Annotated in this window: 11 protein-coding genes and 1 pseudogene; 9 read left to right on the forward strand and 3 right to left on the reverse strand. The window is 69.5% G+C overall.

The genetic code is table 11. The features are described from left to right. The 6 genes and pseudogenes from ING98_13005 (at nt 1) to ING98_13030 (ending at nt 8,745) form a co-directional block, all read left to right on the forward strand. Nucleotides 1–1,191 (forward strand): annotated as a pseudogene (locus tag ING98_13005) (FAD-binding oxidoreductase). Then, the gene (locus ING98_13010; GenBank protein MCA3102787.1) at nt 1,172–1,489 is read left to right on the forward strand and encodes a (2Fe-2S)-binding protein; all 318 of its coding nucleotides are present in this window, start codon (nt 1,172–1,174) and stop codon (nt 1,487–1,489) included. Before ING98_13005 ends, ING98_13010 begins: the two are co-directional and overlap by 20 nt. Next, the gene (locus ING98_13015) at nt 1,486–3,003 is read left to right on the forward strand and encodes an FAD-dependent oxidoreductase (protein MCA3102788.1); all 1,518 of its coding nucleotides are present in this window, start codon (nt 1,486–1,488) and stop codon (nt 3,001–3,003) included. The genes ING98_13010 and ING98_13015 overlap by 4 nt, the downstream gene beginning before the upstream one ends. 243 nt (nt 3,004–3,246) lie before the next feature. Further along, nucleotides 3,247–4,275, forward strand: coding sequence for an efflux RND transporter periplasmic adaptor subunit (locus ING98_13020; GenBank protein ID MCA3102789.1), 1,029 nt, complete (start codon nt 3,247–3,249; stop codon nt 4,273–4,275). Nucleotides 4,276–4,282: 7 nt separating this feature from the next. After that, entirely contained in the window at nt 4,283–7,372 is a 3,090-nt protein-coding gene (locus tag ING98_13025) for an efflux RND transporter permease subunit (protein MCA3102790.1), read from the forward strand. Further along, nucleotides 7,369–8,745, forward strand: coding sequence for a TolC family protein (locus ING98_13030; GenBank protein MCA3102791.1), 1,377 nt, complete (start codon nt 7,369–7,371; stop codon nt 8,743–8,745). The genes ING98_13025 and ING98_13030 overlap by 4 nt, the downstream gene beginning before the upstream one ends. 15 nt (nt 8,746–8,760) lie before the next feature. On the opposite strand, the gene clpX is transcribed toward ING98_13030, so the two are convergent. Both clpX and ING98_13040 read right to left on the reverse strand, forming a co-directional pair. Further along, the gene (clpX, locus tag ING98_13035) at nt 8,761–9,840 is read right to left on the reverse strand and encodes an ATP-dependent Clp protease ATP-binding subunit ClpX (protein ID MCA3102792.1); all 1,080 of its coding nucleotides are present in this window, start codon (nt 9,838–9,840) and stop codon (nt 8,761–8,763) included. Further along, nucleotides 9,837–10,697 carry a pirin family protein gene (locus ING98_13040; protein ID MCA3102793.1) on the reverse strand — a complete coding sequence of 287 codons (861 nt, stop codon included), beginning with the start codon at nt 10,695–10,697 and terminating at the stop codon, nt 9,837–9,839. Before ING98_13040 ends, clpX begins: the two co-directional genes overlap by 4 nt. Here ING98_13040 and ING98_13045 point away from each other — a divergent pair. Genes ING98_13045 through ettA form a run of 3 tightly spaced genes read left to right on the forward strand, consistent with a single transcriptional unit; the run spans nt 10,696 to nt 13,565 of the window. Then, nucleotides 10,696–11,199: a thioesterase family protein gene (locus ING98_13045; GenBank protein ID MCA3102794.1), complete on the forward strand. Its 504-nt coding sequence runs from the start codon at nt 10,696–10,698 to the stop codon at nt 11,197–11,199. The two genes, ING98_13040 and ING98_13045, sit on opposite strands and share 2 nt — an antisense overlap. A gap of 47 nt (nt 11,200–11,246) precedes the next feature. Beyond that, a complete protein-coding gene (locus tag ING98_13050) occupies nt 11,247–11,840 on the forward strand; it encodes a carboxymuconolactone decarboxylase family protein (GenBank protein ID MCA3102795.1) in 594 nt (197 codons plus the stop codon). 57 nt (nt 11,841–11,897) lie between these two features. Then, complete coding sequence (gene ettA, locus ING98_13055; protein MCA3102796.1) at nt 11,898–13,565, forward strand: energy-dependent translational throttle protein EttA; 1,668 nt, start codon at nt 11,898–11,900, stop codon at nt 13,563–13,565. 34 nt (nt 13,566–13,599) lie between these two features. Here the strand turns inward: ettA and ING98_13060 are convergent, their stop codons facing one another. Continuing rightward, the gene (locus ING98_13060; protein ID MCA3102797.1) at nt 13,600–15,066 is read right to left on the reverse strand and encodes an MFS transporter; all 1,467 of its coding nucleotides are present in this window, start codon (nt 15,064–15,066) and stop codon (nt 13,600–13,602) included. Nucleotide 15,067 lies beyond the last annotated feature (1 nt).

Below are 15,067 nucleotides of genomic sequence, written 5' to 3' on the forward strand. Positions count from 1 at the left end.
GTGGGCTTCGGTAGCGCGACTGCGGCTGGCCGGCCCGAGTTCGCCATCGTCGGCGGTGGCCTGGTCGGATGGTCGATTGCCTACGGGCTTGCCCGCCAGGGCCGCCGGGTCGTCGTGCACGACGAAGGCGACGTTGCGCTGCGTGCGGCGCGTGGCAACTTCGGCCAGGTCTGGGTGCAGGACAAGGGTGCAGGCGTGCCGGAATACCACCGGCTGACTCGTGAGTCGGCCGTGCAGTGGGGCGACCTCGCGCGCGGCCTGCGCGATGCCAGCGGCATCGATACGGGACTGCAGCAGCCGGGCGGCTTTTCTTTCTGTTTCGACGTCGCTGCCTTCGAGGCTCGCGCGCGCCTGATGCGCCGGATTCAGACCGAGGCGGGGGACTTCGGCTTCGAATTCGAGATGCTCGACCGCGGCAGCCTCGATCGCCGTCTGTGCGGCGGGCCCGCGCTGGGACCGAAGGTGGTCGGGGCGTCGTACACGCCCTACGACGGGCATGTGAATCCGCTGCGGTTGTTGCGGGCGCTCTACCAGTCGGCCATCGCGCTCGGCGCCACGCATCGGTTCGGTGCTGCGGTCGAGGCGGTGGATCCGGTGGTCGGTGGCGACGGGTTCTAGGTACGCACGTCCTGGGGCAGCGCCTGGGTACCGCAGGTCGTGCTGGCTGCCGGGCTCGGCAACGAGCGGCTGGCACGGATGGTCGGCATCCGCTGCCCGGTACGGCCCGTGCGCGGGCAGATCCTGGTCACCGAGAAGGTGCAGCCGGTGCTGTCATTCCCGACCGCCGACATCCGGCAGACCGACGAGGGCGGTCTGCTGCTGGGGTCGTCGCAGGAGGAGGCTGGCTTCGACGACCGGGTGACCGTCGGCAATTCGGGCGCGATCGCGCGGCGCGCGGTCGACACCTTTCCGTTCATCGGCAACCTGCGCATCGTGCGCAGCTGGGCGGCGCTGCGGGTGATGACGCCCGACGGTCTGCCGGTCTACGAGGCATCGCCAACCCATCCGGGAGCCTGGGCGGTGTCCTGTCACAGTGGTGTCACGCTGGCCGCAGTGCATGTGTATGGCGTCGCCGCTGCGATCGCACGCGGCCGCCTGCCGCCGCAGTATGCGCACTGCTCGGCGGTCCGCTTCGCTGCGCCTGCGCCAGGCAGCTCAGACAAGGAGGCGCATGTTCCGCAGCCTGCGTGACGACGACGTCGATCCGCAGCGGCCCGGGGTCACGCTGTCGGTCGATGGCGAGCCCTGTACCGTGCCGCTTGGTGCCCCGGTGGCCAGCGCGCTGCTCCAGTGCGGTGCTGTCTCGCGCCTCAGCGGCCTGTCGGGCAGCCCGCGTGCGCCTTACTGCATGATGGGCGTGTGCTTCGAATGCCTGGTGGAGATCGACGGCGTGCCCAACCAGCAGGCATGCATGGTGGTGGCGGAGGCCGGGATGATCGTCCGTTGCCAGGTCGGCTACCGCACCGCGGCTGGCGGCGCGACCCGATGAGCGAACAGCATTTCGACCTCGCGATCGTCGGCGCCGGCCCGGCGGGGATGGCTGCGGCACTCGAGGCTCGGCGGCACCGGCTGCGTACCGTCGTGCTCGACGAACAGCCCGATCCGGGCGGGCAGGTGTGGCGCAATGTCGAGGCGATCACCACGCGGCGGCCCCAGGATCTCTTCCTGTTCGGCACGGAGTATGCGGACGGTTTCGCGTTCGCCCAGCGGTTCCGCGGCTGCGGTGCCGACTACCGGCCCGGCGCACGGGTCTGGCAGGTCGAACTCGCGCTGCCGGTGCCGAAACCGCCGGCACCGCTGGCGCTGCCGACCGATGGCGCGATCGATACCGGTCCGGACGACGAGGCCGTACATGACGAGCGTCGGCGCACCGGCGCAGACCGCCATCTGTTCTATACCGACGCGCGCGGCACCCACCACATCGCCGCGCGCCATGTGCTGGTGGCGACCGGCGCCTGCGAACGCCCCATGCCGCTGCCCGGCTGGACGCTGCCTGGCGTCCTGACCTGCGGTGCCGCGCAGGTGCTGATGAAGTCGGCGGCGATGGTACCCGCGGCACCGCCGGTGCTGGTGGGCTCCGGACCGCTGGTGCTGCTGCTCGCCGTGCAGTTGATGCGCGCCGGCGTGAAGCCGGCTGCGGTCGTCGGCACCGTGCCGGCCGGAAACCGTCTGCGGGCGGCAGCACGACTGCTGCCGGCACTGCTGGCGCCCGGCTACCTGTCCAGGGGACTGTCGCTGCTCGGAGCGCTGCGCCGCGCGGGCGTGCCGGCTTTCGCGTCGGCGACCGATCTGCGGATAGAGGGCAGCGAACGGGCCGAGGCCGTGGCCTTTCGCAGCCGCGGACGCGAACATCGAATCGCCGCGCGGACCGTGCTGCTGCACCAGGGTGTGGTGCCGAACGCGAGCCTCTGGCAGTCGCTCGGCATGGAACAGTACTGGGATGCCGCACAGCGGTGCTTCCGCCCGGTGGTCGACATCTGGGGCAACACGACGCTGCCCGGCGTGCTGGTGGCAGGCGACAGCGCCGGTATCGGCGGCGCCGAGGCGGCCCTTTGTGCCGGCGAACTGTCCGGTCTGTCGGTCGCGTGGCAGCAGCGACGCATCGACACCGCAGAGCGCGACCGCCGCGCCCGGCTGGCTCGGCGTGCGCTGAGGGCGCACTGGAGCGTGCGGCCGTTCCTCGACTGGCTGTACCAGCCTCCACCCGCCCTGCGCGTGCCGGCAGGCGACGACACGATCGTCTGTCGCTGCGAGGAAGTGACGGCTGGCGAACTGCGGGGGCTCGCGCTCGGCGGCGTGGCCGGACCGAACCAGATGAAGGCTTTCAGCCGTTGCGGGATGGGTCCGTGCCAGGGCCGACTGTGCGGGCTCACGGTAACCGAACTGATCGCGGCGACGCAGCACCGGCCGCCGGCCGAGGTCGGCTGCTACCGTGTTCGCGCACCGGTGCTGCCGGTCACGGTGGGGCAGGTCGCGGGGCTGGACTGGATACCCGGCGGCTGAGCGGTCCGGTCCGCCCGGGCAGGAGGCCCCGAAGCCTGCAAGCTTGGCGAAAGGAGGCACCTGTATACGTCTTGAACGTGTAACAGAGCCGGTCATTCCGCATCCATGCTGTCGATCCACCGCTGCATCCCAGGCTCATCCGGCGACATCGCGCTCCCGCTCAGATCCTGCCCCGCCCGGCGCCTCGGTGCCGCACTGGTCGCAGGCCTGCTGCTTACAGCCTCCGGCTGCCGGGAGGCGCCGGTGGCCAAGATCCCGGCACCAGCCCGCGACCGGCAGGCGACGATACTGACGCCCGAGCAGATCGGGTTCCTCAAGATCGAGGAGGTCGGCGGCGGCGGCGATGCCCCGTCTGCCGCAGTCCCCGGGCGGGTGGCCTACCGGCCGCAGGCGCTGTCGAGTCTCGGTGCGCCGTTCTCGGGTCGGATCACCTCGGTCTCGGTGCGGCCGGGCGAGCGGGTCAGGGCCGGTGCGCCACTGGTCGTGCTGCAGAGCGCCGATGCCTCCGCCGCACGCTCTCAGCTCGAGCAGGCCACCGCTCGCGCCAGTGCCGCCGAGGACCAGCTACGCCGCCAGACCGAGATGATGGCGCGCGGCGTCGGCCTGGAGGTCGAGCGGGTCGAGGCCGAGGCGCGGGCGAAGGAGGCACGCGCCGAACTTGAACGTACCCGGCGTGCGATCGCGTTCGCCGGCGGCGGGCAGGGCAGTGAAGTGATCCTGCGTGCACCGGCGGCCGGCGTGGTTGTCTCGGTGCGCGCCTCGGCCGGGGCGATCGCCGAGCCGGGCGGCGAGCCGTTGGTCGAACTGGCCGATCCGGGCCGGGTCTGGGTGGTGGCGGAAGTGCCCGAGCCGGAGGTGGCGCGCATCGCCGCCGGCCAGCAGGTCCGGGTCCGCGTGCCCGCGATCGATGCCACGCTGGAGGGCGTGGTCGACGGTATCGGTTCCGCGGTGGACGCCACCAGCCGCCGGCTACCGGTCTACATCGCGCTGAAGGTGCCGCCGGCAAGCCTGACGCCGGGCATGCTGGCCGAGGTCCGGTTCGCCGGCTCGCGCGACGGCCTGTCGGTGCCGGTATCCGCGGTGCTCATCAAGGACGGCCACCGGCGGGTGGTGTACCTGCAGCGGGCGGACGGAAAGTTCGAAGTGCGCGAGGTGCGAACCGGGCGCTCGTCCGGTGGCCGGATCGCGATCCTTGAGGGCCTGAGCGTCGGCGAACGGATCGTCGTCAAGGGCGCGCTGCTGCTCGACGGCGAAGCCGAGCTGCTGCTCTGAGGCCACGATGCTGAAGTTCCTGATCGAGGCCTGCGTCCACCGGCGCATTGCCGCCGTGTTCTTCACGCTGGTGGTGGCCGCCTTCGGCGTGCGTGCATACCTCGACACGCCGATCGAGGCCTTCCCGGACGTCACCAACGCCCAGGTGACGGTGATCACCCAGATGCCCGGCTATGCCGCGCCCGAGATCGAGCGTCTGATCACGGTGCCGGTCGAGCGGGTGCTCAACGGTACGCCGGGCATGACGCTGATCCGCTCGCAGAGCCTGTTCGGCCTGTCGCTGGTGACGCTGACCTTCCGCGACGGTGCCGATCCCTTCAACGCCCGGCTGCTGGTCGCGCAGCGGCTGACCCAGGTGGAGCTGCCTGAGCAGGTGCAGCCGAAGCTCGCCGCCGAGGCGACCCCGCTCGGACAGGTCTACCAGTTCCGCATCACCAGCGACCGGCACGACCTGTACGAACTGCGCTCCGAACTCGAGTTCACCGTGACACGGGTGATCCGCCAGGTGCAGGGGGTCGCCGACCTGGTGTCCTTCGGCGGCTACCTGAAGGAGGTGCATGTCGAGCCGGACCCGGCGCGCCTGCATGCCGCCGGCATCACCCTGGTCGAACTCGACGACGCGCTGTCGCGCTCGAGCAGCAATGTGGGCGGCGGCTTCCTGCGCCGCGGCGAGCAGGAGCTGACCATCCGCAGCCTCGGCTTCCTGGAGACCGCCGAGGACATCAAGAGCATCGTGCTGCGCAGCCGGGGCGGCAGCCCGATCACCGTCGGCGACATCGCCGACGTCAAGCAGTCGCATACCCCGCGCCGCGGCAGCGTCGGCTGGAACGAAAAGCCCGACGTGGTGATCGGCACCGTGCTGATGCGCCGTGGCGAGAACCCGTCGCTGGTGCTCGACGGCATCCACCAGAAGGTGCGCCAGCTCAACGAGGAGATCCTGCCCTCGGGCATGAAGATCGAGCCGACCTACGACCGCAGCACGCTGATCGGCCTGACGCTGGCCACGGTGCACACCAACCTGCTGCACGGCTTCGTGCTGGTGGTGGCGATCGTCTGGCTGTTCCTGCGCAGCATCTACGGCTCGGCGATCGTCGCCGTCGTCATCCCGCTCGCCCTGCTGTCGGCCTTCCTCGGGCTGCATGCGCTCGGGCTGCCGGCCAACCTGATCTCGATGGGCGCGATCGACTTCGGTATCCTGGTCGATGGCGCGGTGGTGCTGGTCGAGAACGTGCAGCATGCGCTGCGCCACCAGCGGCCGAAGGACCGGCGCGAGGTGATCCGGGTGGTCATCCAGTCGGCGATCGACGTCGGCAAGCCCACCCTCTATGCGATGCTGATCATCATCGTCGCGCTGCTGCCGGTGTTCACGCTGCAGTCGGTCGAGGGGCGCATCTTCCGGCCGCTGGCACTGACCTATGCGTTCGCCCTGCTCGGTGCGCTGGTGTTCGCGCTGACGGTGGTGCCGGCGCTCTGCGCGTTCGCGTTCCGTCCGTCCGACGCGGACAAGCAGGAGCCCCGCTGGCAGGTCGCGCTGGCCGACGGCTACCGCCGCCTGCTGCGCTGGCTGCTGAAGCGGCGCTGGGTGGCCCTGGTGTTCGCGCTGGTGCTGCTCGGTGGTGGCGTGCTGGCGGGCAAGGGCGTGGGCACCGAGTTCCTGCCCGAGCTGGACGAGGGCGACTTCACCGTGTTCGTCGAGATGCCGGCGAGCGTGTCGCTGCAGCGCGGGCAGGAGATCCTGGCCGAGGTGCGCAGCCGGATCATGAAGTTCCCCGAGGTACGCGAGACGCTGTCTGCGCAGGGACGGCCCGAGGACGGCACCGACAACGAAGGCGTCAACGCGTCGGAGACCTACGTACGGCTGAAGCCGCGTGGCGAGTGGCGCAAGGGCATCGACAAGACGGCGCTGACCCGCGAGATGCGCGCCTCGCTCGCGGAGATCCCGGGCGTGCGCTACAACTTCTCGCAGCCGATCAAGGACAACGTCGAGGAAGCGGTCAGCGGCGTGCGCGGCAAGGTGGTGCTGAAGATCTTCGGCGAAGACCTCGCTGCCATGCGCGCGTCGCTGGTCGAGGCGATCGCGGTGCTGCGCAAGGTCGAGGGCGTGGTCGAACTCGACCTGTTCCGCGACGCCACCACGCCGCAGCTGCAGATCAAGCTCGACCGGCAGGCGCTGGCGCGGGCGGGCATCGAAGTCGCTGCTGCGCAAACGGTGATCGAGACCGCGCTCGCAGGCAAGATAGTCACCCGGTTCTGGGAAGGCGAACGGGTGGTGCCGGTACGTGTCGTGCTTCCGATCGGCGCGCGCGACGACGCGGAGCGCATCGGCGCGATCACCCTCGACGGTGCCGGCGGTGCGCGCATCCCGCTGTCCGAGCTGGCGTCGATTACCTCGACTACCGGCCTGGCGAAGATCAACCGCGAGGGCAACACCCGTTTCCTCGCGCTGAAGTTCAACATCGAGGACCGGGATATCGGTTCGACCGTGACCGAGGCGATCCGCGCGGTGCGCGAGCAGGTCAAGCCTCCCGAGGGGCACCGCTTCGTGTGGGGCGGCGAGTTCGAGAACCAGCAGCGTGCCATTGCGCGGCTGAAGCTGGTGGTGCCGGTGGCGGTGCTGCTGGTGCTGGCGCTGCTCTATGCCGCGATGAACAGCGGGCGCACGGTGCTGGCGATCCTGCTGACCGTACCCTTCGCGCAGAGCGGTGGTGCGTTTGCTCTGCTGATCGCCGACGTGCCGCTGTCGGTCAGCGCGGCGATCGGCTTCATCACGCTGCTCGGGCAGGTGTCGCTGATGGGCCTGCTGCTGCTCGGGGCGACCGAGGCGCGCCGGCTGGCCGGGGAAGCGCTCGACTCGGCGCTGGTCGAGGGCTGTGTCGAGCGGCTGCGGCCGGTGCTGATGGCCTCGATGCTGGCCATGTTCGGCCTGATGCCGATGGCGGTGGCGACCAGCGTCGGGTCCGAGACCCAGCGGCCGTTCGCCCTGGTGGTGGTGGGCGGCATGGCGACGACGCTGCTGGTGTCGCTGTTCGTGCTGCCGGTGGTCTACCGGATGCTCACGCCGAAGAAACTGATGACGCCGGAACAGGAGGACGCATGATGCCTGGGCGGGTTCCTTCCGCGGCGGTACCGCGCCCGGCCCTGCGCATGTTCTGCCTGCTTGCGCTGTGCGTGGCCGCGCTGGCCGCGCCGCAGCCTGCCTTCCCGGCCGAGGCCCCGCAGGCCGTCGCGCCGGCCCTGCCGGCACAGGTCGACCTGCCAGCCGTTCTTGCGCTGGCGCGTGAAGCCAGTCCGCGCCTGCAGATCGAGCGCGAGGCGGTGTCCGCTGCCGAGGCCCGCCGCATCTCCGCCGGCGCGCTGCCCAATCCGAGGATCGCGATCGGCCGCAGCCGCCCGGCAGGCGGCAGTGCCACGATGTTCGACGGGCGCAACCAGACCGACACCTCGGTCGAGTTCCCGCTGCTGCTGGCCGGCCAGCGCCGCGCACGTATCGAGGCTGCGGAGCGCTTCATCGATGCAGCGCGCGCCCGGGTGCGCGTCGGCGAGAACCAGCTGGCGGAGGAAGCGGCGGTCGCGTTCGTGGCGATCCTCGCCGTACAGGAACGCATCGACGCGCTGACCGATTCGATCGAGCGCATCGGCCGCATCCGCGACATCGTAGCGGCGCGCGAATCGAGTGGCCTCGCCAGCCGCTACGACGTGGCGCGCGTCGAGATGGAGCGTGCGGCGCTGCAGGCCCGGCTGGCCGAACAGGAAGGCGACCGCGCCGATGCCACCGGTGCGCTGGCGGTGCTGCTCGGCGTGCCGGGCTGGACGCCGAAGGCCTCCGGCCGCCTGGCACCGATCGCTGACGGGATGCCGGTCCACGGCACTGCCGGCAGCGGCCCCTCGCTGCCCGGCAGCCCGTCCGGTGCAGCCCCGGCGCTGCGCCCGGCGCTCGCCGCTGGCCATCCATCGGTGCAGTCCGCCCTGCGCGAGGAAGCAGCCGCAGCCGCAGCGATCGAAGTCGCCCGACGCGACCGCATCCCGGTGCCGTCGCTGGGCATCGGCCGCATGTGGACCCGCGATCCCTACGGTGCCGCGAACTTCCTCGGCCTGTCGGTCGAGGTGCCGCTGTTCGATACCCGGCGCGGCCCGCTTGAAGAGGCGCTGTCCGAGGCGCGTGCGGCCACCCTCCGGCGCACGCTGGCCGAGGCCCAGGTCGCCGCGAGCCTCGACCGCTACGCCATTGTGGTGCAGCGACGCAGCGAAGCCCTGCAGCGGTTCGAGGCCGACGCCGCGTCACGCCTGCCGATGCTCCAGGTGATGTCCGAGGATGCCTATCGCTTCGGCCGGGCCAGCATCCTCGAATGGCTCGACGCCATGCGTACCCACCATGAGCAGCGCCTGGTCAGGGTCGACCTGCTGTCCGGCCTGGCCGAGGCGAGGATCCGGCTGGACGCGGCGCAGGGTCTGTTCGGGGCGGCGCGGTAGGGGACGACCGGCGCGTCAGGTGCCGCGCGTGACCGTAGGCCCGGCGAACAGCGACGTGATCGTGACCTTGCGGATCTCGGGCTGGTCGGGCACCACGTACAGGATCGGGGTCACCAGTTCTTCGAAGATGCCGCGCAGGCTGCGCGCGCCGGTGCGGTATTCGAGCGCGAGGTCGGCGATCTCCTCGAACACCCTCGGTTCGATGGTCAGGGCTACCTGCTCGGCCTCGAAAACGGCCTGGCACTGGCGGTAGAGGGAATTGCGCGGCTCGGTCATGATGCGCACCAGCGCCGCGCGATCGAGGTCCTGCAGCCGGGCGACCACCGGCAGGCGGCCGGTAAACTCGGGGATCAGTCCGAACAGCATCAGGTCGGTCGGCTTCACCCGCGCATTCAGGCGATCGAGGATGGTCCGATCGTCTGTGCCCGTGGTGGAGATGAAGCCATAGCTCTGGTTGCGCGCCATGATGTCGTTCAGGCCGACGAAGGCACCGCCGCAGATGAACAGGATGCCGGTGGTGTCGATGTAGCGCGCCTGCCCGTCGGCGTCGCTGCCGCGCAGGCGTACCAGCGCGCCTTCCATGACGCGCAGCAGCGCATGCTGCACCGATTCGCCGGACACGGCCGCCGGCTGGCCATCGCGTGCCTTGAGCTTGTCGATCTCGTCGATGAACACGATGCCGCGCTGGGCGGCGGCGAGGTCGCCGTCGGCATGGTCGAGCAGCCGCTGCAGGATCGCCTCGATCTCGTCGTTCACATAGCGGGTCTGCACCATGGCGGTGGCGTCTGCGGTCACGAAGGGCAGGCCGAGGAAGCGCGCCAGCGTCTCGCACATCAGCGTCTTGCCGGTGCCCGACGGGCCGATCAGCAGGATGTTGCTCTTCGCCAGCGGCGTCCCGCGCGTGCGTGCCGCCTCGATCTTGCGCTGGTGGGAGTAGATCGCCACCGCCAGGGTCTTCTTCGCGTCGTCCTGGCCGATCACCTCGAGGTCGAGGTGGCGCACGATCGCCTTGGGGGTGAGCCGCTGCGACAAGGCCGCGCCTGCCTCGGGCGCAGCGCCTGTGGGAACGTTCGAGGCGGGTGCGTGCTGGCTCATTGCGCCGGCAGCGGGATGAATTCGGTTTCGCCCGGCACCTGCCCCATCTGCTGCCGGGTCCATCGGTCCTTCGCGGATTCGATCAGCTCGCGCGAACTGGCGACGAAGTTCCACCAGATGAAGCGTTCGCCATCGAGCGGGGCCCCGCCGAACAGCATTGCGGTACAGCCTTGCTGCGATTCGAGCAGCACCGGCTGGCCGGCTGCGGTTACTGCCACATGCTGTGGCGGCAGGGCCTCGCCGTCGATGTCGAGGTTGCCTTCGACCAGGTAGATGCCGCGCTCGGCGTATTCGGCCGGCAGCACGAACCGGCCGCCGGGGCGGAACACGGCGGCCAGGTAGAACATCGGCGAATGCACCGGCACCGGTGAGCGCAGGCCGAGTGCGTCGCCGGCGATCAGGCGCAACTGCACGCTCGATTCTTCGAACGACGGCAGGCGGTCGGCGGGCACATGCACGAACGACGGTGCGGTGCGTTCGGCGGCCCGGGGCAGGGCAATCCAGGTCTGGATGCCGTGCAGGCGGTGACCCGCGGCGCGATCGGAGGGGTCGCTGCGTTCGGAATGGACGATACCGTCGCCCGCAGTCATCCAGTTCACTGCGCCAGGCTCGATCCGTTGCACGAAGCCGAGGCTGTCGCGGTGCATCAGCGCGCCGTCGAACAGGTAGGTGACGGTGGCAAGCCCGATGTGCGGATGTGGACGCACATCGATGCCGTCGCCCGGTGCGAAGGCCGCCGGGCCCATGTGGTCGAAGAAGATGAATGGCCCGATCGTACGTATCGCCTGCGCGGGCAGCAGGCGGCGGACGCTGAACCCGCCGAGGTCCTTCACATGCGGCTTCAGCAGCAGTTCCATGCTGGACTCCCCCGGCCTTCGGATAACATGCGGTTTCGATGAACGCGACAGCGTGGCAGGCAGCGATGACCACCTGGAACCAGGAGCACCAGACTTGGCATTCGAACTGAAGGTACCGGCCGGCAGTCAGGGACGGCACGAGATCACCGTCGCCCATGAGCATACCGCGCCGCACGTGGGCAGTGGCAAGGTCGAGGTGCTCGCCACCCCGGTCCTGGTCAACCTGATGGAGGCCGCCGCGCTGCAGGCCGCCGAGCACTTCCTGCCGGAGGGGCACCAGAGCCTGGGCACCCGACTCGAAATCCGGCATATCGCCGCGACCCCGGTCGGCATGAAGGTGGTGGCGACTGCCGAAGTGATCAAGGTGGAGGGCCGGCTGATCACCTTCCGGGTCGAGGCGCACGACGAGAAGGAACTGGTCGGCGACGGCCTGCACGACCGCGTGGTGGTCAATGTCGAGCGTTTCGACCAGCGGGTGCAGGACAAGGTCGGCAGGGCCTAGCCACGCCGTCCGGCGCGGCGAAACGAGAACACCGGGGGAGTACATCCATGTCACGCATTGCACCCTTGCCGATGGGATCCGTCCCCGGCCTCGAGGAGTCCTTCGACCGCTACCGGATGGCGCTGGGGTTCGTGCCCAACAGCGCGCTGATCCTGCAGCGCAAGCCTGCAATCCTGAAGGCGCTGGCCGGGCTGGCCTCGTCGATCTGGGCGGCGGACGGCGAAGTGCCGGTGTCGTTCAAGCGGCTGGTGTCCTACATGGCCAGCAAGGCGCACGGCTGCAACTATTGAATGGCCCACACTGCCGGGGCGGCGCTCCGGCTCGGGATCGATGAAGCGAAGTTCGATGCGATCTGGGCGTTTCGCTCCAGCCCGCTCTACAGCGAGGCCGAACGCGTGGCGCTCGACTTCGCGATCGCGGCGGCCTCCCAGCCGAACGACGTGACCGACGAACTGATGGACCGCATGAAGCTGCACTGGACCGAGGGGCAGATCGTCGAGATCGCCGCCACGGTCGCGCTGTTCGGCTTCATGAACCGGTGGAACGACTCGATGGCCACGCCGCTCGAGGAGGAGCCGCTGGAAGTGGGCGAGAAACACTTGGCTGGCAAGGGCTGGGCGGTGGGCAAGCACACCGGCTGAAAGCCCCCCGCGTATCGTGGGACAATCGCGTTCGTCCACATTCACGGCTGCGATGCAATGGCTCAGTACGTCTACACGATGCATGGGGTGGGGAAGATCGTCCCGCCCAAGCGCGAGATCCTCAAGAACATCTCGCTGTCCTTCTTCCCCGGCGCCAAGATCGGCGTGCTCGGCCTGAACGGGTCGGGCAAGTCGACGCTGCTCAAGATCATGGCCGGCCTCGACAAGGAGATCGAGGGCGAAGCGACGCCGGCCGCCGGGCTCAAGATCGGCTTCCTCGAGCAGGAGCCGAAGCTCGATCCCGAGCAGACGGTGCGCCAGGCGGTTGAATCCGGGCTGGGCGACCTCGAGGGCGCGAAGAAGCGCCTCGAGGAGGTCTATGCGGCCTATGCCGAACCCGACGCCGACTTCGACAAGCTGGCAGAAGAGCAGGCTTCGCTCGAGGCGCTGATCGCCGGCGGTGGCGGGTCGGGTGGCGCCGAGCACCAGCTCGAGATCGCCGCCGATGCGTTGCGGCTGCCGCCGTGGGACGCGAAGATCGCCAACCTGTCCGGTGGCGAGAAGCGCCGGGTGGCGCTGTGCCGTCTGCTGCTCTCGCGCCCCGACATGCTGCTGCTCGACGAGCCGACCAACCACCTGGATGCCGAGAGCGTCGACTGGCTGGAGCAGTTCCTGGCCAAGTTCCCCGGCACCGTGGTCGGCGTCACCCACGACCGCTACTTCCTCGACAACGCCGCCGAGTGGATCCTCGAACTCGACCGTGGCAGCGGCATCCCGTGGAAGGGCAACTACAGTTCCTGGCTGGAGCAGAAGGACAACCGGCTGAAGCAGGAAGAATCCAGCGAGTCCGCGCGCCAGAAGGCGATCAAGAAGGAGCTCGAGTGGGTGCGGCAGAACGCCAAGGGGCGGCAGGCCAAGTCCAAGGCGCGTCTGCAGCGCTTCGAGGAACTCAATTCATACGAGTACCAGCAGCGCAACGAGACCTCCGAGATCTTCATCCCGGTGGCCGAGCGGCTGGGCAACGAGGTGATCGAATTCATCGACGTCAGCAAGGGCTACGGCGACCGCATGCTGATCGACAAGCTGTCGTTCAAGATCCCGCCTGGCGCGATCGTCGGCATCATCGGCCCGAATGGCGCCGGCAAGTCGACCCTGTTCCGGATGATCACCGGCCGCGAGCAGCCCGACAGCGGCGAGGTGAAGATCGGCCACACGGTGAACATCGCCTACGTCGACCAGTCGCGCGATGCGCTCGAGAACGACAAGACGGTCTGGGAGGCGGTGTCGCAGGGCTCCGACATCCTGACGGTCGGTCGCTTCGAGATGCCCTCGCGCGCCTACTGCGGCCGCTTCAACTTCAAGGGTGCCGACCAGCAGAAGAAGGTCGGCCAGCTCTCCGGCGGCGAACGCGGCCGGTTGCACCTCGCGCAGACGCTGCTCAAGGGCGGCAACGTGCTGCTGCTCGACGAACCATCGAACGACCTCGACGTCGAGACGCTGCGCGCCCTTGAAGAGGCCCTGCTCGAGTTCGCTGGCTGCGTGCTGTGCATCTCGCACGACCGCTGGTTCCTCGACCGCATCGCCACCCACATCCTCGCCTGCGAGGGCGAATCGCAGTGGACGTTCTTCAACGGCAACTACCACGAGTACGAGGAAGACAAGCGCAAGCGCCTCGGCGAGGAAGGTGCCAAGCCGAAACGCATCCGCTTCAAGTCCATCAGCTGACTTCGGGGTCTGACCCCGGGGTCAGACCCCAGGGTCAGAGTCGCACGTCGGGTAGGCGACGTGCGTGCAGCGCGCCGGCGAGCGCCAGGCCGGCGATCGCCAGGAAGCCGATGTGGAAGCCGTCGACGAGCCGTGCCCGGTCGCCGGCGGCGCCGTGCAGCATCGCGTCGATGTCGGTGCCCTGCAGCAGTGCAAACGAGATCGCGCCGAATCCGGCAGTGCCCAGCGATGCGCCGAGCACGCGTGCGAGGCCGAGTGTCGCGGCACCGGCACCGAGCTTCGTGCGGCCCGACAGCTGCTGGATGATGACCTGCGCGGACGGCATGATGCCGCCCAGCCCCAGGCCGCAGCACAGTCCGAGCATGCTGATCACCCAGGGATCCGGTGGCGTGAGGCCCAGCAGCGCCAGCGACGCCGCGGCGATGCCCAGCCCGATCGGCGGGGTGGCCGACGGACGCCGCGTGCGGTAGACGATGCGCCCGGTGATCGTCGAGCCAGCCACCAGGCCAAGCGTCAGCGGCAGCAGCAGCAGGCCACTCTCGTTGGCGGTCGAACCATGGCCGAGCTGGAGGTAGATCGGCAGGAAGAAGATCGTCGCGAACAGGCAGGCGGCGAAGCAGGCGATGGTGATCGACATGTCGAGCACGCCGCGGATGCGCAGGATCTCGATCGGAAGGAATGGCTGCGCCAGGCGGCGTTCGCGTCGGTAGAGCCACAGCCATACCAGCGCCGATCCGCCGATCAGCGCGGCGCTGGCGCCCGACAGCCAGTCGAAGCGGTGCCCGCCGAAGGTCAGCCAGAGCAGTCCGCTCGACGCCGCTACCGCGAACAGCACCATGCCGGTCCGGTCGTCGACGCCGCCGCTTTCCGGATGGCGTATGCCGCGTGGCAGCGTGCAGACGCGCCATGCTGCGAATGCGATCAGCGGCAGGTTTGCCGCGAACAGCCAGCGCCAGCTGAACTGGCTCACGACCAGTCCGCCGAGCACCGGCCCGCCGACGCTCGACAGAGTGAAGATGCTCGCGAAGTACGCCTGGAACCGGGGCCGCTCCCGGGGCGGCACGAGTTCGCCGATCAATGCCTGTGCCATCACCATCAGGCCGCCGCCGCCGAGGCCCTGGAGTACCCGCGCCAGCACCAGTTGCGCCATCGACTGCGACAGGGCACACGCCAGCGATCCGACGGCGAACACGCCGAGTGCGACCAGCAGCAGGTCGCGTCGGCCATAACGGTCGCCGAGCCTCCCGTAGGTCGGCACCATGATCGTCACGGCCAGCAGGTAGCCGAGCGCGATCCAGGTGGTGTCGCGCAGGCCGCCCAGGTCGGCGGCGATCGCCGGAGTCGCCGTTGCCAGCAGCGTCTGGTCGACCGCTGCGAGGAACATCGGCAACATCAGCGCTGTGAACAGTCGGAGGAACTCCCGCATCGACACCGTGTGGTCGTCGACCGTCGCCGGATCGGATCGCGCCGTTGTCGCGGGGGTCAGATGCGGATCGTTCATG

The organism is Rhodocyclaceae bacterium (assembly GCA_020248265.1).
Taxonomy (GTDB): domain Bacteria; phylum Pseudomonadota; class Gammaproteobacteria; order Burkholderiales; family CAIKXV01; genus CAIKXV01.